Here is a 21,731-nt window from a genome sequence, read left to right as displayed (position 1 = left end):
GAATGTTAATCCATCTCATTCACTGTCTGTTTTCCTCGCGCGTGCGTCATGGCTAGGAGTACTTCATTTCCCAGCCAAGGATTGTCCATGTCACGCGCTGTCCATTCTCTGCAACCACTGGCTCTGGCCGTCGTCATGGCGTTCGCCGTTGCGCCGCTCAACGCTGCTGAATCCGTGCCGAACGCGCAGGCATCGGTAAGAAATTTTTCGATTCCGGCCGGTGATCTGAGCCAGGCACTGAACAGCCTGGCCGAGCAGGCGAGTCTGGCGCTGGCCTTCGATCCGGCTCTCACTCGTGGTAAGCGCAGCCCTGGCTTGCAGGGCGATTTCGATACTAATGTCGCTCTGGCGCGTTTGTTGGCAGGCAGCGGTTTACGGGCTACGGCATTGTCGGCCAATCGCTACCGCATTGAAGCAGCACCCGAGGCAGTCGCAGGGGCCATGGAGTTGGGGGCGACGGATATTCAGGGGGCCTGGCGCAGCGAAACAGCTTCGGGGCCGGTTTCCGGTTACGTGGCAACCCGCGGCCGCACCGGTACCAAGACCGACACCGCGCTGATTGAAACACCGCAGTCGATTTCGGTCGTGACCAAGGACCAGATGACTGCGCAGGGCGCGCAGAGCCTGAATCAGATCCTGCGCTACACCGCAGCCGTTGTACCGGAGACACGCGGTGCGACCGCTTCGCGTCTGGATCAACTGAGCATTCGCGGGTTTTCGCCTGCGACATACCTGGACGGCCTGCGCATGCCGGGCAGCCGAGATGCTTCACCGCAGAAGGATGCATTCGATCTGGAGCGCGTCGAAATCCTGCGTGGCCCGTCGTCCGTGTTGTATGGACAGGCCAGCCCCAGCGGTGTGGTGAATATGGTCAGCAAGCTGCCGACCGAAACCCCGTTTCACGAAATCGGCCTGACGTACGGCACTTTCAACAAGAAGCGTACAACCTTCGATTTCGGCGGCCCGATTGATGATCAAGGTGTGTATTCCTACCGGCTTTCCGGTTTATACGACGATGCCGACGGGCAGGTCGAGCACACGGAAACCCGCCGCCAGTCCATCGCCGGGGCGTTTACCTGGCGCCCGAGTGAGGATACGTCGCTGACGCTGCTGGCTAATTACCAGGCTGATCCGAAGGGTGCTTCGTATGGTGCCGTTCCTGCGTTTGGTTCGGTATTGAGAAGCCCGACCGGTCGTGACATCGACGTCGATTTTTATGACGGGGAGAAGGATTTCGAGAAAAGCGACCGTAATTATTACGCGCTTGGTTATCTCTTTGAACATCACCTGAATGATGTCTGGACGATACGCCAGAACACTCGATACATACGCAGTGAGGGGCTCTATCGCAGCATCTACAACAGCTCTCTCCAATCGGATTTCCGCACCTTGAACCGAAGCGTCATAGCGACTGATGTCAACATCGATTCATACACCATTGATAATCAGGTCCAGGCTAAATTTGCCACGGGGCCTTTGCAACACACTGTGCTGTTTGGGGGCGATTATCAAAACACTAGCACTCACACCAAAGCGTCCGGCGGATTAGGCTCTTCCGGGGCTCCTCTGGATATCTTCAATCCGGTCTACGGTAGCCCAGTGACAGTGCCTCCTTATGTCTCCGACGCCACAGGCCGCAGCCAACAAAAAGGCCTGTATCTGCAAGAACAGATGAAATGGGACAAATGGGTGTTTCTTGCCGGAGGTCGTTATGACTGGGCAGACAGTACTAACAGCTCTACGACCATTGCCTCCGGTGTTAAAACCAAAAGCGCGACCGAGGCTGAAGCCTTTACCGGACGGCTGGGGCTGGTCTATCTGTTCGATAACGGCCTGGCGCCCTACATCAGCTACTCCGAATCCTTTGAGCCACAATCGGGCACCGGTTTAGGTGACAAACCGTTTGATCCAACTGAAGGCACGCAATACGAACTGGGTATCAAGTATCAGCCGCCCGGAAGCAACAGCTTCATCACCGCCTCGATCTTCGATCTGCGTAGAACCAATGTGCTGACCCCCGACCCGGATCCAGCGCCTCGGTGTAACGGTGCACGGTGTCAGGTGCAATCCGGTGAGGTGCAGTCCCGAGGTTTCGAGCTGGAAGGAAAGGCTAGCCTGAGTGATAACCTGGACATCACGGCGGCCTATGCGTATCTGGACAACAGGACGACCAAATCCAACAACACCGTGGTTGTGTCGCCGGGAAGTGGCATTGCCAACGGTCCGACCGAGTCGGCTGAAGGCAAGACATCTGTGGCTATTCCACGTCATACCGCCTCCGCGTGGGTTGATTACACCTTCCGTGACGGTCAGATGAAAGGCTTCGGTGTTGGCGGTGGGACACGCTATGTCGGCTCGACCTGGGGTGACACTGCCAACTCGTTGAAGGTGCCTGGCTACACCTTGTTCGACGCGTCAGCGCACTACGATATTCCAAGCCTCTACAACCCGATGGACAACCTGCGCCTGGCGCTGAACGTCACCAATCTGGCCAACAAGGAATACGTCGCCTCCTGCAGTGGTTACGGCTGGTGCTGGTATGGCTCGCAGCGCACCGTGCAGGCCAGTGCGACGTATCGTTGGTAAAACCATCACTGTGGGAGCCGGGCTTGGTCTGGGCGGCATTCCGACGATGCATGAGACGCAGCCATAAGCCACACCGCGTTATCGTTCATCTCGAGCAAGCCCGGCTCCTACAGTGGAATGCGATCACCGTGGGAGCCGGGCTTGCCCGCGATGCATGAGACGCAGCCATAAGCCACACCGCGCTATCGTTCATCTCGAACAAGCCCGGCTCCTACAGGGGGAATGCGATCACTGTGGGAGCCGGGCTTGCCAGCGATGCAGGCGACGCGATGTATCAAAACGCCACAGAAGTCTGCACATACACCGTGCGCGGTTCGCCGACATATTTGCCGCGGTTGTTGTCGTCAAACGAACGGGTGAAGTACTCGTGGTTGAAGATGTTCTTCACCCCGACGGCCACGTTCAGATCAGAAAATTGCGGGCCGAAGTCGTAGGCGGCGCGGGTGCTGAACAGCATGTAACCCGGGATCTTGCCCGCGGCACCATTGGCGGTTTCTGCCTGGGTGTTGGCGTTGTCGGCGAATTGGTCGCTCTGATACGAACTGTCCAGATTCAGCTTCCATGGGCCTTCGGTATACGCCACACCCAGAGTGCCTTTGTGTTTCGACGCGAACGGCACTCGGTTGCCCTTGTTCGGACCGTCCTCACGAATCGTCGCATCGACGAAGGCATACGTGGCGTACACATCAAACCCTGCCAGCGCCGGATTCAGTCCAGCCAACGCATAGTTGACGCTGGTCTCGATACCCTGATGACGGGTTTCGCCACGGGCGATCACGCTGCTGTCGGTCTGGTTGGTTTCGTACTGGTTATCGAAGTTGATCAGGAACGCGCCAATCTCTGCGCGCAGGTTGCCGTTGTCGTAGCGCGTGCCCAATTCCCAGGTCCGGGCTTTCTCGGGTTTGACTTCACCCCCTGCGATGCGGCTGGACATCTGGCTGTATTGGACGCTGCCGAACGAGCCTTCGGTGTTGGCGTACAGGTTCCAGCTATCGGTCAGGTGATACAACACGTTCAACGCGGGCAGGGCGGTTTTGTAGTCGCCCTGGTATTTGCGGTTGTTGAAGTTATCGGACTGCGCGGTGTCGATCATCTCGTAGCGAATACCCGGCGTAATGGTCCATTTGCCGATGTCGATACGGTCATCGATGTAGATCGCATTGGCTTCTGTGGCACCTCGGGTATCGCGGTCGAAACGGCTGCCAGTGGTCGGCAGGACGTTATCGACAGTGTTCTCGCGGTAGCGCATCTCATGGCCGGCTTCGTTGATGTAACGGTAACCGACGCCGACTTCGTGCCAGGTTTCACCCAGCGCAAAGCCTTGGGAGAAGCGCGTTTCCAGACCGCGGACCCAGTACTCGCGAGGTGACAGCGACACGAAACTGCCTTGTTCCAGATAACCACTGCGCAGGGTTTTGGTGAAGAACGTATTGGCGGTGAAAACCCGCGCGTCTTCTTCGTAGCGATAGCCGAAATTGACCATGGTGCGACGGCCCCAGAATTTGTCTTTCAAGCGCGTCGACTGGTACGGGTCGTCTTTGTAATCGGCAACGTTGAGGCCGCCCGGCATCTCTGCTTCGCCTTCGTAGTACTGAGCCATGGCGTTAACGCTGTTGGCTTCGTCGATCTGGTATTTACCCTTGAGGATCAGGTCGTCGATCTGCGTGTCGCTGTGTTCGCGCCAGTCTCCGCCGCGAACGCCGGTGTACAGAATCGCGCCGCCCAGGCCATTGTCGGCGGTGCCACCGGCCAACACGTTACCCGTAGTCTTGAAGCCATCGTGGCTGGAAGAAGGGCTGGTTTCGGTCTGGAAACCGCCTTTGAGGGTGGGTTCGTCAGGGATAGCGCGGGTCACGAAGTTGACGACCCCGCCGACGTTCTGCGGGCCGTAGCGCACCGCGCCGCCACCGCGAACCACGTCCACCGCATCCATGTTGCCCATGCTGATCGGGGCAAAGGACAGCTGCGGCTGACCGTAAGGCGCGAAGGGCACCGGGATACCGTCCATCAACACCGTCGAGCGTGATGCAAGACGCGGGTTGAGGCCGCGTATGCCGAAGTTCAGCGCCATGTCATGGCTGCCGGTGCCATTGTTTTCCGGAGCGTTGACGCCCGGGATGCGATTGAGCACTTCGCGTGCGGAGCTTGCACCCATGCGCTCGATTTCCTCGCGACGGATTACGTCCCGCGCACCTGGATGCTCGAAGACATCAGTTTGTTGCGCCTCGCCCAGCCAGTCACCGACGACGTTGGATGCCCCCAGCTCAATCGGACCATTACCCTGTGCGCTTACCGGTTGCAAAGTAAAGCCATTCTGGCCATCGGGACTGGCTTGCAGGCCGGTACCTTCGAGCAACGCCGCCAGCCCTTGCTCAGGGGTGTATTGACCTTCCAGCCCCCGGCTCTGCAGACCGCTGGTGATTTGCGAACCAAAGGAAATCAGGACACCTGCTTCGCGACCGAATTGATTCAGTGCGGTTTCCAGTGCGCTCGGGGCAATGTGATACGCCTTGCTGCCGACATCAGCCGCCTGCAACAGCGGCACGCTGCACAGCGACAGACCGGCACCAAACACGATATGCCGCAACGAGCGGGACAGGGGGGACAAACGGCTGGGGCGAACTGACATACAGGGAGTCCTTGGGCGAGAGGATTAAGGTGCTTTCCCTGTCTGTCACGCGAGGAACCGAAAACGGCTCACCGGTTTTGAAAAATAATTTGAAATACGCTGGGGATCATTTGTGGGAGCGAATTCATTCGCGAAGGCGGCATTCCTGACGGCACAAATACATCGAATGTACCGACCCCTTCGCGAATGAATTCGCTCCCACGGATTAGTGTTTGCAGGCCAACATAGACTCTCCCACAGGGTGGGGTCATGCATTCCTGGGTTTCATCGTCAAACCCGCGCCTCAACACTCACCCAATATCGGGTAAATCGCTTGACCTTGACCGGCAACGCCACCTCCAGCAAGTCCAGAATCCGCTCACTGTTGGCCAGTGGATAACTTCCTGAAATCAGCAAGTCCGCCACTTTCGCGTCACATTGCAAATGGCCGCGGCGGTAGCGGCTCAGTTCGGCGAGGAAGTCCTGCAGGCGCATGTGCGCGGCGACCAGCATGCCATCGGCCCACGCGCCACTGTTGGCGTCCAGTGCCCGCACCGGTTCCCACGTATTGCGGTTGAACACCACCTGCTGGGCGGCCTGTAACTGCAAGCCAGGACCGGTGAACGTCGTCGGGGTGATCTGCACCGTGCCGCCAAACACCGCCAGCTGGGTTTTACCGTCGAACTGACGTACATCGAAACGGCTGGCTGCCGACATCGGCCGAACGTTGCCCTCGGCCGTGACCAGATTCAGCGGACGTGGATCATCGGCCACCGTTAGCAGGATCTCGCCTTGCAACAATTTGATCAGGCGTTGCTGAGCATCAAAGCGCAGGTCGATGGCGCTCGCTGTATTCAGGTGGATTTCACTGCCATCGTCCAGCGCGATCTTGCGCTGCTCGCCGATCCCGTTGTGATAGTCGGCCAGCAACGGTTGCAACGAGAGCTGATCGCGCAAACCCCAGCCGGCCGCGGAGCCAGCGCCCAGCAGCAACAGCAGTTTCAGCGCCTGACGTCGGCCGCTGGATCTTGGCGCGTTGATAGCAGCATGTGCCAGCGGAGAGGACAACCCGCTCAGGCGCTGGTTGACCCGCTGGATATGCGCCCACGCCCGCTGGTGTTCCGTGTTGCTGTTCAACCAGAGTTGCCAGGCTTGCTGGCGCAACGGGCCGAGGGTGCCGCTCTGCATTTCGATCAGCCAGCTCACCGCCTGCTCGGCCACGGCCGGCGCGATGTCTGATTTGTTCAGGGATTCGCCGTTCGAATTCATAAGGCGAAATAGCAGCGCAGCAGCGCCTTGTTCAAATGACGCTTCACCGTGGCGATGGAAATACCCAGTTGCGCGGCGATTTCTCCGTGGCTCAGGCCATCGACTTGTGACAACAGGAAGGCTTGCTTGACCGCAACCGGCAGACCATCGAGCAACTGGTCCAGCTCCAGCAAGGTTTCCAGAATGATTGCCCGCTCTTCTTCCGAAGGGGCGACACACTCGGGCATTTCCGCCAGCGTCTGGTAATAGGCGCGCTCAAGGTCCTGTCGACGGTAGTGGTTGAACAGCACGCGCTTGGCAATGGTGGTCAGAAACGCCCTGGGCTCGATAATCTCAGGCGTATCGCGGGCCAGCAGGACTTTGACGAAGGTGTCTTGCGCCAGATCAGCCGCGCTGTGCGGGCAGCCCAAACGACGCCGCAACCAGCCCGTCAGCCAATTGTGATGGGCGTAATACAGGCCTTCGACAGTTTCGTTAAGCGCGTATGGGGCGATAGACATGGGTGCTGCAGTCCGCGATGAACCATTTAATTGCGCGGATTCTGGCAGACTCTTTTGCGTATGAGAATATTTATCATTAATATTGCGTTCTGTTCGTGCGCGACGTCAGAAAATGTCCCGTGCGATAGCCTCCCGATCAGGACTTACCCCATGCCGATTCAACGCCTATGTTTCACTGTGCGACGTCCCTTGTTGACGATCGCGCATTGATGAACGACGCGACGATGGACGCTCCGCAAGCCCGTAAATCAACGCGAAAAGCCAAAGCTGCCGGTGTCTCACTGGCTTATCGGCTGGCGGTCACTTCGCGCATTGTCGCTGCACTGTTCGGCGGTTACCTGATCGCTGCGCTGACCAGCGTGTGCATCAGCCAGTGGGTGCCGATGTCCCGGGCTGATGCCGTTGTCACCGGCATGATGCTTTCGTTTGTGGCTTACTTGCTTGCAGTGATCTGGTGCTTTGCCTGCCGGACTGCCTGGCGCGCCTGGGCGGGCATCCTGCTGCCCGCTTCCATTCTGGCGGCCATTTTCGGCCTGGGGCGGTGGTTGTCATGAAGGAAGGTTTTCGTCAGGCCATGGCCTGGCTGCACACCTGGATTGGTCTGGTCTTCGGCTGGTTGTTGTTCGCGATATTCCTGACCGGAACAATGTCCTACTTCAAGGACGAAATAAACCGCTGGACTCATCCTGAAATCCCGGCACGGGTGGTCGATACCGAGGCCAGTGTCGATCGGGCCCAGGCTTATCTGCAGCAACATGCGGCGAATGCCACGCGCTGGTTTATCGATCTGCCCGATGAGCGCAAACCTGCCTTGGGGCTGATGTGGCAGACCGCAGAACAAGAGGGCAAGCGTGGCGCATTCATGCGCAAGAGCCTGGATCCGCAAACCGGCGAAGAAATCCAGACGCGCAGCAGCATGGGCGGAGAGTTTTTCTACCGGTTCCACTTCCAGCTGCAAATGCCGCATCCATGGGGCCGCTGGTTGTCGACTATTGCGGCGATGCTGATGTTCATCGCGCTGATCACCGGGATCATCACCCATAAGAAAATCTTCAAGGAGTTCTTCACTTTTCGTCCGCGAAAAGGGCAGCGTTCCTGGCTGGACGGGCATAACGCAATCGGCGTGCTGGCGTTGCCGTTTCACCTGATGATCACTTACAGCAGCCTGGTGATCTTCATGTCGTTGGTCATGCCGGCGAGCATCGTGGCCTCTTATGGCAAGGACACTCAGGCGTTCTTTGCCGATGTTTTTCCGAATACCAACATCACCAAGGCAACCGGTACGGCTGCTGCCCTGGCACCCCTTGCGCCGATCGTGCGCGCGGGTGGGCAACAATGGCCCGATAAAGAGGTGGGGCGCCTGGTGGTCTATAACCCGGGTGATGCAGCCGCAACGGTCGTGGTGTCTCCCGGTGCTGGCAGCAGCGTCATTCACGATCCGGGTATTAACGTGGTGTTCAACGGGGTAAGTGGTGAGGTGCTGACGTTGCCGACTCAGCGTTCCGGACCATTGCTGGTGTCCGGCGCTATGTACGGGCTGCACCTTGGGGAGTTCGCCGGGCCTTTATTGCGCTGGCTGTACTTCGTGTTTGGCATTGCCGGAACGGCCATGATTGGCACCGGACTGGTGATGTGGCTGGCCAAGCGGCAGGTCAAGCATGCCACAACCGGGGTCTTGCCTTTCGAGCTGCGACTGGTGGAAGTGTTGAACATTGCCGGTATGGCCGGGCTGATGATCGCCGTGGCTGCATTCTTCTGGGCCAATCGCTTGTTGCCGGTTGGGCTGGCCGAGCGAAGTGATTGGGAGATCAATCTGTTCTTTAGCGTCTGGGGCTTTTCAGTGCTGCATGCGCTATTGCGCAAAGGCCGTCAGGCATGGCGTGAGCAGTTGATGCTGGGCGCGGTGTTATTTTCCGGTTTGCCGTTGCTGGACATCATCACCAGTGGCAATTACCTGCTGGCTTCGCTGCAGAATCAGGACTGGGTGTTGATCGGCTTCGACCTCACCGTTTTGTTTACCGGGTTGTTCATGGCCTGGGGCGCAACGAAATTTCGCCCGGTGTCGCCCATTGTGGCCGAGCGACCTTTATCGACAGGCCGATTTGAAAGGGAAGTGCATTGATGTTGCTGGCGACTTTGCTGTGCTACGTGGGCTTTACCGCGCTGTGCCTGTCCATGACCAAACATTACGGCGAGCTGCTGCACAGCAAGCTAAGTGCCAGTCGCAGTCGTGTGCTGAAGGTCGTTGGCTGGCTGTGCCTGTGCCTTTCGCTCTGGGCGGCGCTGGCGTCGACATCTTTGGGCTTGGGGCTGGTGCAGTGGTGCGCGGCGCTGATGGGCAGTGCGTTGCTGCTGGTGTTCCTGATTCCGTTCGGGCCGCGGCTGATGTTGGTGCTTGCAGCGGCAGGTGTTTTGGTGGGGCCGCTGATTTTGATTAATCGATTGTTGGCTTGATACCGCGCTGTGGCGCAGCACAGATTTTCCCGGTAGGAGCCAACTTGTTGGCGAGACGATATTTCTGATACACAGGTCTGACGCCTCGCCAACAAGTTGGCTCCTACCGGGGCGTCGTGTTCCCCCCGACAAACGCCAATCGATATTCCCCCGGCGTCGCGCCCATTGCCTGCCTGAAGCGATTGTTGAAATGACTGGCGCTGGCAAATCCACACTCGATCGCGATTGCCCCGAACGCCATGCGAGTCGTGCGCAGCAACTGTCGGGCATGGTTGAGGCGTCGGGCCAGCAGGTATTGATGGGGCGGCAAGCCGAAGCTTTCGCGAAACATCCTCGCGAAGTGGTATTCAGACAGCGCACACAGCCCCGCCAGTTGCCCAAGGCTGAGAGGTTCGGCCAGATGGGTTTCGATGAAATCCACTAACTGTCGGCGCTGATGCGCGGCCAGCCCGCCTTTCAAACGCAAACCCTCACGCATGCCCACCTGATCGAACAAGGCCCGGCTGAGCATTTCATGAGCCAGGCTACTGGTCAGCAAGCGCTCGCCGGGCTCACTCCAGTTCATCTGAATCAATTGGCGAAAGCGCTGGGCCTGCTCGGGATCATCGTGAAACGTGTTCTCCCTTAATTGCAGCTCACGAGGTTCACGGTCCAGCAGGGTGATGCAACCCAACGCAAACTGTTCAGGACTGATGTAGATGTGCGCCAGACGAATCTCGCCGTTGATAACCCAGGCTGATTCGTGCCCGGCGGGCAGGGTGCAAAGCTTGTTGGGGCTGCCTTTCTGATCGGGGCGATCGCGACGAAATGTGCCTGTGCCACCGTCGATGTAGCACGACAATGTGTGATGGCTTGGACCGTGATACTCCTGGGAGTCGTGACGGTTGTTCCACAAAGCCGCGACCAAACCATCGCCCAGCACCGCGCTCTGCTCCAGTTGAGCATGAGGTGAACTGTTAAGGGCCTGAAAGACCTGGATGGATTCGATGGCTGGCATGGCTCGCATCCTACGCTTTACAGCACTCTCTGCCAGCTACCGCTGAAGCAAATGCGCAAGATTATGCAAATGGTCGGTTCGTGCACGCGGCAAACTGATGGCTCAAATCGGGAGCCGCATCATGAACATTTCGCTTTATTTGCTGACCGTCCTGATCTGGGGCACCACCTGGATCGCACTGAAATTACAGCTTGGCGAAGTGGCAATCGCGGTCTCCATTGTTTACCGATTCGGCCTCGCGGCATTGGTGTTGTTCGCGATGCTGCTGATCGGCGGCAAGCTGCAGAAGGTCAATCAGCGTGGGCACATGCTTTGCGTCGCGCAGGGGCTGTGCCTGTTCTGCATCAATTTCATGTGTTTCCTCACGGCCAGTCAGTGGATTCCCAGCGGGTTGATTGCGGTGGTGTTTTCCACCGCAACCCTGTGGAACGCCCTGAATGCACGGGTGTTCTTCAAACAGAAAATTGCGCACAACGTATTGACCGGTGGTGCGCTGGGTTTGATTGGTCTGGGCTGTATGTTCTGGCCTGAGTTGTCCGGGCACAGCGCCAGCCACGAGACCCTGATGGGCCTTGGCCTGGCGTTACTGGGTACGATGTGTTTTTCGGCCGGCAACATGCTTTCCAGCATGCAGCAGAAAGCCGGTCTGCGGCCGCTGACCACCAACGCCTGGGGCATGCTCTACGGCGCCGGGATGCTCAGTCTGTATTGCTTGCTCAGCGGTACGCCGTTCGGTTTCGAGTGGACGACCCGTTACATCAGTTCGTTGCTGTATCTGGTGATTCCGGGCTCGGTAATCGGCTTCACCGCCTACCTGACGCTGGTCGGCCGCATGGGCCCGGAGCGCGCAGCGTATTGCACGGTGCTGTTCCCGGTGGTGGCGCTGAACATTTCGGCGTTCGCCGAAGGCTACCAATGGACGGCTCCGGCCTTGATGGGGCTGGTGTTGGTGATGCTGGGGAATGTGCTGGTGTTCAGGAAGCCGAAGGTGGTGGTGCCGCTCGCTGCGAAACTGGCTTGAGGTAAGTGGAATGCATTATCTGTAGGAGCTGTCGCAGGCTGCGAAGCGTTTTTCAGGTACACCGCAATCGCAGCCTTCGGCAGCTCCTACAGGGCTACATCAAGCTTTCCACACCTGCGGATTCACCAGGTTCTTCGGCTTCTCACCCAGCAACGCAGCACGCAGGTTGGTATAGGCAAGGTCCGCCATGGCTTGCCGGGTTTCGGTCGTGGCCGAGCCGATGTGCGGCAGGGTCACGGCGTTTTTCAAACTGAACAACGGCGACTCGCTCAGCGGTTCCTTCTCGTAGACGTCCAGCCCGGCGCCACGAATGGTGCCGTTCTGCAAGGCCTCGATCAGCGCTGCTTCGTCGACGATAGGGCCGCGGGCGATGTTGATCAGAATTGCGCTGGACTTCATCAGGCCCAGCTCGCGGCTGCTGATCAGGTGTTTGGTTTTCTCGCTCAACGGCACCACAAGGCAGACGAAGTCCGACTCGGCAAGCAGTTGATCAAGGCTGCGAAATTGCGCGCCCAGTTCCTGCTCCAGCTCGGTCTTGCGGCTGTTGCCGCTGTACAGGATCGGCATGTTGAAACCCAGACGACCACGTCGCGCAACCGCTGCGCCGATGTTGCCCATACCGACGATACCTAACGTCTTGCCGTAAACATCAGTACCGAATTGTGCGGCTTCGACACTGCGTTTCCACTGACCGGACTTGGTCCAGGTGTCCAGTTCTGCAACCCGACGGGCGCTGCTCATGATGAGGGAAAACCCCAGATCAGCTGTGCTTTCTGTCAGCACGTCCGGCGTGTTGGTGAGCATGATGCCGCGCTCGTTGAAGTAGCTGACGTCGTAGTTGTCGTAACCGACGGAGATGCTCGACACCACTTCGAGCTGGGTAGCAGCTGCCAGTTGCTCACGCCCTAACTGACGACCTGCGCCGATCATGCCGTGGCACTTGGGCAGTGCGTCATTGAACTGCGCATTCAAGTCGCCCAGCTTCGGGTCGGGCACGATCACGTTGAAGTCTTGTTCCAGCCGTTCGGCCATTTCGGGGGATACACGGCTGAAGGCAAGTACGGTCTTTTTCATGGGGTAGCTACTCTCGCACGCTTTTTATAAAGGGTTACAGATGAGTAGCACGCTAACATTCCCGTCGTCGAGACGTAAACATCGGCTTGTAGGAGCTGACGAGCAACGCGAGGCTGCGATGGCGGTGTGTCAGATGAACCGCCATCGCAGCCTCGCGTTGCTCGTCAGCTCCTACAGCAGGGTATTGCAACGATCAGGCGATGGACCGCATCGCGTGCGTATGCAGATCCGCTTCATGGGCGGCGAGGATTTCCGGCAGCGAGCCGCGCAGGTATTCCACCCACGTCTTGATCTTGGCATCCAGATACTGGCGCGACGGATAGATAGCGTACAGATTCAGTTCCTGCGAGCGGTACTCGGGCAGCACCCGCACCAGCGTGCCATTGCGCAAACCTTCGATGGCGGAATAGATCGGCAAGATACCCACACCCATGCCGCTGCTGATCGCCGTCTTCATGGCGTCTGCCGAGTTGACCAGAAATGGCGAGGTATGGATCGTGACCATTTCCTGACCTTCCGGGCCGTCGAACAGCCATTTTTCCAGCGGGAACACCGGGCTGACCAATCGCAGGCACGCGTGGTTGAGCAGGTCAGTAGGCTTGAGCGGGATGCCAAAGCTTTTGACGTACTCCGGCGATGCACACGCGATGCTGTAAGTGATGCCCAAACGTTGCGAGACAAAACCCGAGTCCGGCAGCTCACTGGCTAGCACAATGGATACGTCATAGCCTTCTTCGAGCAGATCCGGCACGCGATTGGCCATGGTCAGGTCGAAGGACACGTCCGGGTGATTGCGTCGGTAGCGGGCGATTGCATCGATCACATAGTGCTGACCGACACTGGACATCGAATGCACCTTGAGCTGACCGGCTGGCCGCGCATGAGCGTCGCTGGCCTCGGCTTCGGCTTCTTCCACATACCCCAGAATCTGTTCGCACCGCAGGAGATAACGCTTGCCGGCTTCTGTGAGCGCGATTCGGCGTGTGGTGCGGTTAAGCAGACGGGTTTGCAGATGTGCTTCGAGATTTGAGACGGCGCGCGAAACGTTGGCGGTAGTCGTGTCGAGCTGAACGGCAGCTGCCGTAAAGCTTCCGGCCTGAGCCACACAACTGAACGCGCGCATGTTTTGCAGGGTATCCATGGGCAGTTCTCTGGAGAGATGGCAAATTGTGACACGAAGTAACCGGGCCATGTCAGCCTGGCCGATGATTATCTCTGATTCTGTAACAAAGATTCACAGTTCTTCTGGCTTATCGGGGCGTTGATGCGCCCCTAGAATCGCGCCACCTGAGTCATTTCACCTTACGTCGGGAAGTTGCATCCGTGCCGCGTCGCATCATCAGAAGGGCCGCGCCCTTCAGTGTCTGGGCTTTAACGTTAGTCATCAGCGGCTGTATCGGAACCGGCGGGATCGCACCACAAGGCAAGGCTTTGCCTGTCGATAGCCTGACGACCGACGCTGCCATACGCAGTGCCGACCGGGATGCGCACTGGCCTGTTGCTCAGTGGTGGCACGCCTATAACGATCCGCAACTGGATCACTGGATTGACCTGGCCGCTGCCGGAGCGCAGAGTCTGGCCATCGCGGCGGCGAGAGTTCGTCAAGCCAAAGCCATGGCGGGTATGGCTGAATCTGCCGAGTCGTTGCACATCAATAGTGAAGCTTCCCTCAAACGGCATGACTGGGCGACTGATCAGTTCTACGGTCCCGGCGCGCTCGCTAATACCACCACCTGGGACAACAATGCGTCCCTTGGGTTGAGCTACTCGCTGGATTTCTGGGGGCGGGAAAGCAACGCATCCGAACGGGCGCTTGACCTGGCTCACATGAGTGCTGCCCAGGCACGTCAGGCGCAGCTCGAATTGCAGGACAACATCGTTCGCGCCTACATCCAGCTTTCATTGCATTACGCCCAGCGCGACATCGTCGAAGCGACGCTCGCTCAGCAGCAACAGATTCTTGATCTGGCCCAGCGCCGTTTGAAGGGCGGGATTGGTACCCACTTTGAAGTCAGTCAGGCTGAAACGCCTTTGCCGGAAACCCACCGGCAGATCGACGCGCTGGATGAGGCCATTGCCCTCAGTCGTAATCAGTTGGCCGCGCTGGCGGGCAAAGGTCCGGGGGAGGGCGCTAACCTCCATCGCCCGACGCTGGCCCTCAAAACGACCCTGAAGTTACCTTCTGCTTTACCTGCGCAATTGCTTGGTCAGCGCCCGGATGTGGTGGCCAGCCGCTGGGCCGTCGCTGCTCAGGCTCGCGGTATTGACGTGGCCCATGCCGGTTTTTATCCCAACGTCGATCTGATCGCCAACCTGGGTTACATGGCCACAGGTGGCGGCATGCTGGAATTTCTGACGGGTAAAAAATTCAACTACAGCGCCGGGCCTGCGGTGAGTTTGCCGATCTTTGACGGTGGGCGTTTACGTTCACAGTTGGGGGAAGCCTCTGCCGGTTATGACCTCGCGGTGGCGCAGTACAACCAGACGCTGATAACCGCGCTCAAGAGCATTTCCGATCAGTTGATCCGCCGTGAGTCCATGGACAAACAACAAGCGTTCGCCAGCGAGTCGGTGGCTGCGGCGCAGAAGACTTACGACATCGCAATGATCGCTTACCAGCGCGGCCTGACGGATTACCTCAACGTGCTCAATGCCCAGACTCTGTTGTTTCGTCAGCAGCAGGTTCAACAACAAGTCCAGGCCGCCCGCCTGAGCGCCCATGCCGAACTCGTCGTAGCGCTGGGCGGCGGCCTGGACGCGGGCAGCGATACACCGGCCGAAGATAAAACCCAGGCACCGAAAACGCCGGCCACACTGGCGGTGTTTGGCCAATGAATATCTCCACTGAACGCCTTGATCCCGGTAAGAGCGAACTTGTTCGCGAGGCTTTTCATACGACGCGCCGCTTCGACCGCCTCGCCAACAAGTTGCCTCTTACCGGGGAGTGCGATCCTGCCGGTAAAACAGGGCATGCCCGCTATAGCCAGACGGTGAATACCTCAAGCGAACGCTGTACTTGTGGGAGCGGTGCTTGCCCGCGATTCAGGCACCTCGGTATAGCTGAAAAACCGTGTCGCCAATATCGCGGGCAAGCACCGCTCCCACAATTGATCGTGATTCGCCGCAACAGGCATGTGACATCTTGAACCGAATCACCCAACTCCCATGGCGTCGGGAATTCAATAGTTGGGCGCGCAGCGACGGGGTGACCTGGATCTACATCTTCAAGGTGCTGATCGCCGCATTCCTCACTTACTGGCTGGCCCTGCGCCTGGAATTACCTCAACCGCGCACGGCGATGATTACTGTGTTCATCGTCATGCAACCGCAAAGCGGCCATGTCTTTGCCAAAAGCTTTTATCGCCTGCTCGGCACCTTGGCTGGTTCCACGGTAATGGTCGTGCTGATGGCGCTGTTTGCGCAGAATTCCGAACTGTTCCTCGGCTGCCTCGCGCTGTGGGTGGGGTTCTGTTCGGCAGGTGCGGCGCGTTATCGAAACTTTCGCGCCTACGGTTTTGTGCTCGCGGGCTATACCGCTGCGATGGTCGGCCTGCCTGCACTGGCACACCCGGAAGGCTCGTTCATGGCGGCCGTGTGGCGCGTGCTGGAAATCAGCCTCGGCATCGTTTGCTCCACGGCCGTCACCGCAGCGATTCTGCCGCAAAGCTCGGGCGCGGCGATGCGTAACGCGCTGTATTCACGCTTCGGCATATTTGCTCGTTTCGTCGCCGATGGCCTGCGTGGTGTTAACCCTCCAGATGCATTTGAAACCGGCAACGTGCGCTTTGTTGCAGAAGCCATCGGCCTGGAAGGACTACGCAGCGTCACGGTTTTTGAAGATCCCCACATGCGCCGTCGTAACGGGCGACTCAACCGCCTGAACAGTGAGTTTATGGCTATAACCACCCGCTTCAACGCGCTGCACCAGTTGCTCGAACGCGTAAGAAGCGATGGTGTTAGCCGGGTGTTCATCGCCGCACAGCCGGGCCTCACAGCCTTGGCCGAGTTGCTCGACGGTTTCGCCAATCGTTTTCTGACCCCAGAGGATGCCGCGCAACTGGTTCAGCAACTGGAAGCCTTCAAGGCAGAGCTGCCAGAGAGGGTACGTGCCCAGCGTGCCGCTCTGGAAGACATCCAACCCAGCGAAGCCGAATTGCTGGATTTCCACACCGCTTACGAATTGCTGTACCGGTTGGTCAGCGACATGCACGACTATGCTCAGACCCACGCCTCCCTGGCCGATCACAAACACATCCGGGAAAAATGGGAAGAAGCGTTCCTGCCCAAAACCAGCTGGATGACAGCGGCAGCGGCAGGCATTCGGGCAACGTTCATTCTGGCGATCATGAGTGCTTATTGGGTGGCGACCGCCTGGCCCAGTGGCGCAACCATGATTCTCGTGTCCGCAGCCACCGTGGCGTTGTCATCCACCACCAACAACCCGCGCCGTATGTCATTTCAGATGGCCTGCGGCACCTTGCTCGGGGCCGTGTTGGGCTTCATCGAAACCTTTTTCATCTTCCCGAACATCGACGGCTTCCCTCTGCTGTGCCTGAGCCTTGCGCCAGTGTTCATGCTGGGTGCATTCCTCGGTTCGCGGCCGCAGTGGTCGGGCTACGGGCTTGGGTTGCTGATCTTCTTCAGCATCGGTTCAGTGCCGGACAACCTGACGATCTACAACCCTTACACCTTCATCAACGACTACATCGCCATGGTCGTTGGCATGCTGCTGTGTGCCGCTGCGGGCGCGATCATCTTGCCGCCCAACGCGCGCTGGATGTGGCAACGGCTTGAGGGCGATTTGCGTCGTCAGGTGGTGTTCGCCATCAGCGCGCCGTTGAATCGTCTGGGGTCCAGTTTCGAAAGCCAGACCCGCGACCTCATGCATCAGGCCTACGGTCTGGCCGCTGGCAAGCCGTTGGTGCAACGTGAATTGCTGCGCTGGATGTTCGTGGTACTGGAAATCGGCCACGCAATCATCGAGCTGCGTCGCGAACAGGACATCCTCCCGGTTCATCCGGCATATGCGCCGTGGCAATCCTGGCGTGTAGCTATCCGTGTGATGGGCAGGGCGCTGATCCGTTTGTTCATCCAGCCGGATCACAGCAACTGGCAGCGCGCACTGGCAGCCGTTGATCACGCGATCAATCGTGTGCAAAGCAGCGACGAACCATTCGCGCCTCACTTTGATACCTCGGTGCTGCGTCGGGTGAAGAGCTATCTGCACTTCATCCGCTCGTCACTGCTGGACCCTCAATCACCTCTGGCCGCGCATGCCCGCAAAGGTCATCAGCAAGGACTGACTCATGCCTCGTGAAATTGCTTTTCATGGCCTGTACATGCCCAGCGTGACCGTCCTGTTTTTGATCGCATTGGTGCTTGCCTGGGCACTTGACCGACTGCTGGCGGGCTTTGATCTGTACCGGTTTTTCTGGCATCCGGCGTTGCTGCGTCTGAGCCTGTTTACCTGCATTTTCGGCGCGATGGCGCTGACCGTTTACCGTTGATTCTTGAGTAGCCCTGATGAAAAAGTTCTTCAGTCTGATCGCCACGTTACTGGTTCTGGCACTGGCCATCTGGATCGGCCGCACCTTGTGGGTCAACTACATGGACACGCCCTGGACCCGGGATGGTCGGGTGCGCGCTGATATCATCAATGTCGCCGCTGACGTCAGCGGCACAGTGGTCGATGTGCCGGTGCGTGATAACCAACAGGTCAAAAAGGGCGACCTGTTGATGCAGATCGATCCCGAGCATTACGAGGTGGCGGTCAAGCAGGCGCAGGCATTGGTGGCTTCACGCAAGGCCACCTGGGAGATGCGCAAGGTCAACGCCAGGCGTCGTGCCGACATGGACAATCTGGTGATCTCAACCGAAAGCCGCGACGACGCGAGCAACATCGCGGTGTCGGCCCAGGCCGACTATCAACTGGCGCTGGCCGGGCTTGAAGCTGCCGAGCTAAACCTGCGCCGCACGCGGGTGCTGGCAGCGGTAGACGGCTATGTCACCAACCTCAACGTGCATCGCGGTGACTACGCGCGCATTGGCGAAGCGAAGATGGCCGTCGTCGACATGAATTCGTTCTGGGTTTACGGCTTCTTTGAAGAGACCAAGCTGCCACATATCCGCGTCGGCGACCCCGCAGACATGCAGCTCATGAGCGGTCAGTTGCTCAAAGGTCACGTGGAAAGCATCGCCCGCGGCATCTATGACCGTGACAATCCGGAGAGCCGTGAACTGATCGCCGACGTCAACCCGACCTTCAACTGGGTGCGCCTGGCGCAACGCGTGCCAGTGCGCATTCATCTGGATGAAGTGCCCGCCGACGTGCTGCTGTCGGCGGGCACCACATGTACGGTGATTGTGAATCCAGAGGTGGGGCGTTCGGACGGATAACGGTCACTCGGTTCAAGGCTGCATACCGATTCGCCTGCATCGCGAGCAAGCTCAGCTTCTATCAAACAAACTACAACTATTTGATTTGGAGTACTTTTTCATCTGTAGGAGCGCGCTTGCCCGCGATCGCGTCAGCACAGGCAATATATTCATCGACTGACAGACCGAATCGCGGGCAAGCTCACTCCTACAGGGTCCGTGTTTGCTGCGCGACAGCGTGGTGTCAGGGACACCGGGGCGGCTCCCACTGATCTGGACCGCTTGGGTTCTGTGGGAGCAGAGCTTGCTCGCGATAGGGAACCCCGATCTATCTGGCAGATCATCTAACCCTGACGGTGCTCGACGTTGTCTGCGATGGGCTTCATGAGAACAATCTAAGTGTCGCCTCAATCCCCAGTCTGGCCTCGTCAGCCGCTGTTTTCTGAATCGCGCGGTTGAACGTGCGTTTGGTCAGCTCTCGCTCAAGTCGCGCCTGGTTGATACCCGCTGTTCTGCGCAACCCCTCAAGGTTGGGAATGAATAAGCCATCCTTGTCGTAGGCACCGACAATCGCCGAGGGCGGTATATCGGTTGCGTAGTTGATCTCCACCGGAGCCAGATCCAGGCGCGGCGATTGAGGATAGCGCGCAGCAAAGTCATTGGCATAAAGGTGATAACCGTCCAGCTTGCGCGCGTCGACAAGGTAGGTGTGCCCCCCTTTAGCGCCTCCGTAAGTAAAAGCCCCAACGTGGTCCTGATCATAAAAAACTGATGTGGAGATCCCTCTGCCATCGGGGTCCAGCGCATCGTGGCCGCCACCAAATCCGCCGCGCACGCCGGTCGCTTGATGGATATCTTTTTGCAGATCGGCAGCAGGGGTTCGCAGTTTGAAACCTTTTTTGAAGATGACATCGGGGGCGCGGGAGTCGCCGCGGAAAACAAAACCGCGATACACCGTGATGTCATACGATTCAATGAGCTGCTGTGAAAAATGCCCGTGCTTTTCCACCCAAAGCTGAGTGGCCTGCGGGCCTTTTTTAAAGTCGGCGTTCAGTTTCAATTCCAGCGAGCGCATCCTTGCCGAGTGTTTCGAGCGCTCCAGGGCATCAATCAAATAAGGCGTCGCTGCGGACGGCAGGTTCTTGGTTGTCAGGATGACTTTGAGCTTCTGTGCAAGTTGAGTTCTGGCCAACACTGAAAGTCCTTTGCCGACCACCTTCAGCACCAGAGGGGCAATGACTTCAGCCAGTGCGCCGATGATGGCAGCGCGGTACAAATCAGCCGCCACTTCGGGCAGGTCTTCCAGTTCGGCCCTGACTGCATCGGTGGCTGCAGAGGCGACGCCCAGCAGGAAAGCTGCGATCAACCTGATCGGCACCAGACTGACACTGACCGGCAGCGTGATACCCAGCGACAGGCCCGCCAGAAGATAACCGCTGAATTCGAGAGCCGAGTCAGCAAGCCGCTCTGCATCCGTCGACACCAGCGTATCGATATCAGACAGCAAGCGTTTATAGCTCAGATCAAACAGCGCATTGGCGATGTCGGGGCTCGCATGAAAGGTGATGGGCGCCACCCAGTAATACTTGGTCTCGAACCTGCGGACATATTTGACTTCATCGTTGCCCGGTTTGAGTCGCTGATAAAGCGGGATCCTCGCCAACACTTTGTTGCGCAACGAGGCGTGACTTTCGATCAGCGCACGAAACTGCCCGAAATCACGCGGTATTTCGTAGACCGACCGTTGCTGGGGTTCATTGCCCAGAAATACCAACAAACCTTGAACGGTCTGGTCTTCATAATACTCAGGCGTTGGCAGGAATACCGCCCGTTCCAGCTTCACTCGCGACGAGCCCTCAAACTGCACAAGTTGTGGTTCGATCCAGCCGTTCAGGTAGTCATTAGCGAGTGCACTGGGCGTTGTCGATGGGGCTCTGTGCTCCAGATATCGACGAATAATGCTATCCAGTTCGTGCCGTGTGAGAAGCAGGGAAAGTTCTTTGACATGAGGGCGATTAAAGTGCGCCTCGACCTCACTGATATAGCGCGCCTGCAGGTTCACCGTGTCGAACAGCTCGCGCAGTTCGGGCGGGAACGCAGGCGGCCAGCGGATGCGGATGGAGTTCGCACCCTTAAGGTCGTGGCGAAAAAAGTCAGTGACTATCTGATGGAGTTCAAAGGTGGCGATCCTGGGGCGGGGAGCGCGGACACCGATGAGTCCGCTTTGGCGATCTTCTGTGTATTCGACATTGATCTTCACGTTGCTGGTGAATAGCGCCTTGTGCGGCTCATGCATCGTTGAGCGCTTTATTGCTGTGCGAATGAAATCATCGATAAAAGCAAAAGGGGAAAGTAATCGAGGTTGCGAGACCGCGTCGATCAATTCGGCCAGCTCATTGGCCAGATGGTCGATATCGGCGGGGATTGTAACTGTAGTGCTCATTTGTCATTCCTTGACAGGCCGTGCGCAGTGCATCCATTGCTCTGCTCAGGCTATGGAATATAGAGGTTGGGACTTGACGCGGTTGTAGGAATCTTCCTTGTTATCGCGGGTTAAAGGCGCGGGATGCAGGCGTGTTCTCAGCGCCGGGCGCTAGCCGCTGTGGAGATCCCGCAGGATCTGCTTCAGCCGGGAGGGCGGTATTTTTGCTGAAAGATATTTAACAAACGCACCAGCGTCCTCCCGGCTAAAGCCTGTCCTGCGCAATGACGTAAAGCTGTGGGAGTCGCCCCGGTGTCCCTGGCACCACGCTGTCGCGCAGCAAACACGGACCCTGTAGGAGCGCGCTTGCCCGCGATTCGGTCTGTCAGTCGATGAATATATTGCCTGTGCTGACGCGATCGCGG

16 protein-coding genes are annotated in these 21,731 nt (G+C 58.3%); 9 read left to right on the top strand and 7 right to left on the bottom strand.

The annotated features are described in order from the left end of the window. Positions 1-87: 87 nt before the first annotated feature. Positions 88-2,586 carry a TonB-dependent siderophore receptor gene (locus tag RX972_RS00080; RefSeq protein ID WP_316872066.1) on the top strand — a complete coding sequence of 833 codons (2,499 nt, stop codon included), beginning with the start codon at positions 88-90 and terminating at the stop codon, positions 2,584-2,586. Between the two features lie 274 nt (positions 2,587-2,860). Here the strand turns inward: RX972_RS00080 and fecA are convergent, their stop codons facing one another. The 3 genes from fecA to RX972_RS00065 all read right to left on the bottom strand — a co-directional run bounded on the left by fecA (position 2,861) and on the right by RX972_RS00065 (position 6,963). Continuing rightward, positions 2,861-5,215 carry a TonB-dependent Fe(3+) dicitrate receptor FecA gene (gene fecA / locus RX972_RS00075; RefSeq protein WP_316872065.1) on the bottom strand — a complete coding sequence of 785 codons (2,355 nt, stop codon included), beginning with the start codon at positions 5,213-5,215 and terminating at the stop codon, positions 2,861-2,863. 270 nt (positions 5,216-5,485) lie between these two features. Further along, a complete protein-coding gene (locus tag RX972_RS00070) occupies positions 5,486-6,463 on the bottom strand; it encodes a FecR family protein (protein WP_316872064.1) in 978 nt (325 codons plus the stop codon). Continuing rightward, the gene (locus tag RX972_RS00065; RefSeq protein ID WP_099270445.1) at positions 6,460-6,963 is read right to left on the bottom strand and encodes a sigma-70 family RNA polymerase sigma factor; all 504 of its coding nucleotides are present in this window, start codon (positions 6,961-6,963) and stop codon (positions 6,460-6,462) included. The genes RX972_RS00070 and RX972_RS00065 overlap by 4 nt, the downstream gene beginning before the upstream one ends. Positions 6,964-7,187: 224 nt before the next feature. Here RX972_RS00065 and RX972_RS00060 point away from each other — a divergent pair, with 224 nt between their 5' ends. From RX972_RS00060 to RX972_RS00050, 3 genes are read left to right on the top strand one after another with little or no spacing between them, the layout of a single operon-like run. After that, complete coding sequence (locus RX972_RS00060; protein WP_316872237.1) at positions 7,188-7,517, top strand: DUF3649 domain-containing protein; 330 nt, start codon at positions 7,188-7,190, stop codon at positions 7,515-7,517. Continuing rightward, the gene (locus RX972_RS00055; protein WP_316872063.1) at positions 7,514-9,085 is read left to right on the top strand and encodes a PepSY-associated TM helix domain-containing protein; all 1,572 of its coding nucleotides are present in this window, start codon (positions 7,514-7,516) and stop codon (positions 9,083-9,085) included. Before RX972_RS00060 ends, RX972_RS00055 begins: the two co-directional genes overlap by 4 nt. Beyond that, the gene (locus tag RX972_RS00050) at positions 9,085-9,417 is read left to right on the top strand and encodes a DUF3325 domain-containing protein (protein ID WP_316872061.1); all 333 of its coding nucleotides are present in this window, start codon (positions 9,085-9,087) and stop codon (positions 9,415-9,417) included. The genes RX972_RS00055 and RX972_RS00050 overlap by 1 nt, the downstream gene beginning before the upstream one ends. A 103-nt stretch (positions 9,418-9,520) precedes the next feature. Here the strand turns inward: RX972_RS00050 and RX972_RS00045 are convergent, their stop codons facing one another. Beyond that, positions 9,521-10,414: an AraC family transcriptional regulator gene (locus RX972_RS00045; protein WP_316872060.1), complete on the bottom strand. Its 894-nt coding sequence runs from the start codon at positions 10,412-10,414 to the stop codon at positions 9,521-9,523. Positions 10,415-10,535: 121 nt separating this feature from the next. Between RX972_RS00045 and RX972_RS00040 the strand changes: the two genes are divergently transcribed. Then, the gene (locus RX972_RS00040; protein WP_316872059.1) at positions 10,536-11,435 is read left to right on the top strand and encodes a DMT family transporter; all 900 of its coding nucleotides are present in this window, start codon (positions 10,536-10,538) and stop codon (positions 11,433-11,435) included. Between the two features lie 99 nt (positions 11,436-11,534). On the opposite strand, the gene RX972_RS00035 is transcribed toward RX972_RS00040, so the two are convergent. Beyond that, entirely contained in the window at positions 11,535-12,509 is a 975-nt protein-coding gene (locus RX972_RS00035; protein WP_316872058.1) for a D-glycerate dehydrogenase, read from the bottom strand. A 193-nt stretch (positions 12,510-12,702) separates the two neighbouring features. Continuing rightward, positions 12,703-13,650 carry a LysR family transcriptional regulator gene (locus RX972_RS00030; protein ID WP_027900201.1) on the bottom strand — a complete coding sequence of 316 codons (948 nt, stop codon included), beginning with the start codon at positions 13,648-13,650 and terminating at the stop codon, positions 12,703-12,705. A gap of 182 nt (positions 13,651-13,832) precedes the next feature. Between RX972_RS00030 and RX972_RS00025 the strand changes: the two genes are divergently transcribed. From RX972_RS00025 to RX972_RS00010, 4 genes are all read left to right on the top strand, one after another. Continuing rightward, on the top strand, positions 13,833-15,344 hold the full coding sequence (locus RX972_RS00025; RefSeq protein WP_316872056.1) for an efflux transporter outer membrane subunit: 1,512 nt from the start codon (positions 13,833-13,835) through the stop codon (positions 15,342-15,344). Positions 15,345-15,648: 304 nt separating this feature from the next. After that, positions 15,649-17,826, top strand: coding sequence for an FUSC family protein (locus tag RX972_RS00020; protein WP_316872236.1), 2,178 nt, complete (start codon positions 15,649-15,651; stop codon positions 17,824-17,826). Beyond that, positions 17,816-18,016, top strand: a complete 201-nt coding sequence (locus RX972_RS00015) for a DUF1656 domain-containing protein (RefSeq protein WP_099270435.1) — start codon at positions 17,816-17,818, stop codon at positions 18,014-18,016. The genes RX972_RS00020 and RX972_RS00015 overlap by 11 nt, the downstream gene beginning before the upstream one ends. 16 nt (positions 18,017-18,032) lie before the next feature. Further along, positions 18,033-18,905 (top strand): HlyD family secretion protein, encoded by an 873-nt coding sequence (locus tag RX972_RS00010; protein WP_316872055.1) that lies wholly within the window; start codon positions 18,033-18,035, stop codon positions 18,903-18,905. 361 nt (positions 18,906-19,266) lie between these two features. Here RX972_RS00010 and RX972_RS00005 read toward each other — a convergent pair whose 3' ends face one another. Beyond that, a complete protein-coding gene (locus tag RX972_RS00005) occupies positions 19,267-21,267 on the bottom strand; it encodes a hypothetical protein (RefSeq protein WP_316872054.1) in 2,001 nt (666 codons plus the stop codon). Positions 21,268-21,731 lie beyond the last annotated feature (464 nt).

Source organism: Pseudomonas syringae group sp. J309-1 (genome assembly GCF_032582135.1).
GTDB lineage: Bacteria > Pseudomonadota > Gammaproteobacteria > Pseudomonadales > Pseudomonadaceae > Aquipseudomonas > Aquipseudomonas quasicaspiana.
This window is presented reverse-complemented; position numbering and strand designations above follow the sequence as displayed.

Bases quoted from the DNA above. Each gene is read 5' to 3' on its own strand.
- RX972_RS00045 (WP_316872060.1), bottom strand. From the start codon at position 10,414: ATGCCAGCCATCGAATCCATCCAGGTCTTTCAGGCCCTTAACAGTTCA.
- RX972_RS00050 (WP_316872061.1), top strand. From the start codon at position 9,085: ATGTTGCTGGCGACTTTGCTGTGCTACGTGGGCTTTACCGCGCTGTGC.
- RX972_RS00015 (WP_099270435.1), top strand. From the start codon at position 17,816: ATGCCTCGTGAAATTGCTTTTCATGGCCTGTACATGCCCAGCGTGACC.
- RX972_RS00010 (WP_316872055.1), top strand. From the start codon at position 18,033: ATGAAAAAGTTCTTCAGTCTGATCGCCACGTTACTGGTTCTGGCACTG.
- fecA (WP_316872065.1), bottom strand. From the start codon at position 5,215: ATGTCAGTTCGCCCCAGCCGTTTGTCCCCCCTGTCCCGCTCGTTGCGG.
- RX972_RS00070 (WP_316872064.1), bottom strand. From the start codon at position 6,463: ATGAATTCGAACGGCGAATCCCTGAACAAATCAGACATCGCGCCGGCC.
- RX972_RS00080 (WP_316872066.1), top strand. From the start codon at position 88: ATGTCACGCGCTGTCCATTCTCTGCAACCACTGGCTCTGGCCGTCGTC.
- RX972_RS00035 (WP_316872058.1), bottom strand. From the start codon at position 12,509: ATGAAAAAGACCGTACTTGCCTTCAGCCGTGTATCCCCCGAAATGGCC.
- RX972_RS00040 (WP_316872059.1), top strand. From the start codon at position 10,536: ATGAACATTTCGCTTTATTTGCTGACCGTCCTGATCTGGGGCACCACC.
- RX972_RS00055 (WP_316872063.1), top strand. From the start codon at position 7,514: ATGAAGGAAGGTTTTCGTCAGGCCATGGCCTGGCTGCACACCTGGATT.
- RX972_RS00060 (WP_316872237.1), top strand. From the start codon at position 7,188: ATGGACGCTCCGCAAGCCCGTAAATCAACGCGAAAAGCCAAAGCTGCC.
- RX972_RS00065 (WP_099270445.1), bottom strand. From the start codon at position 6,963: ATGTCTATCGCCCCATACGCGCTTAACGAAACTGTCGAAGGCCTGTAT.
- RX972_RS00030 (WP_027900201.1), bottom strand. From the start codon at position 13,650: ATGGATACCCTGCAAAACATGCGCGCGTTCAGTTGTGTGGCTCAGGCC.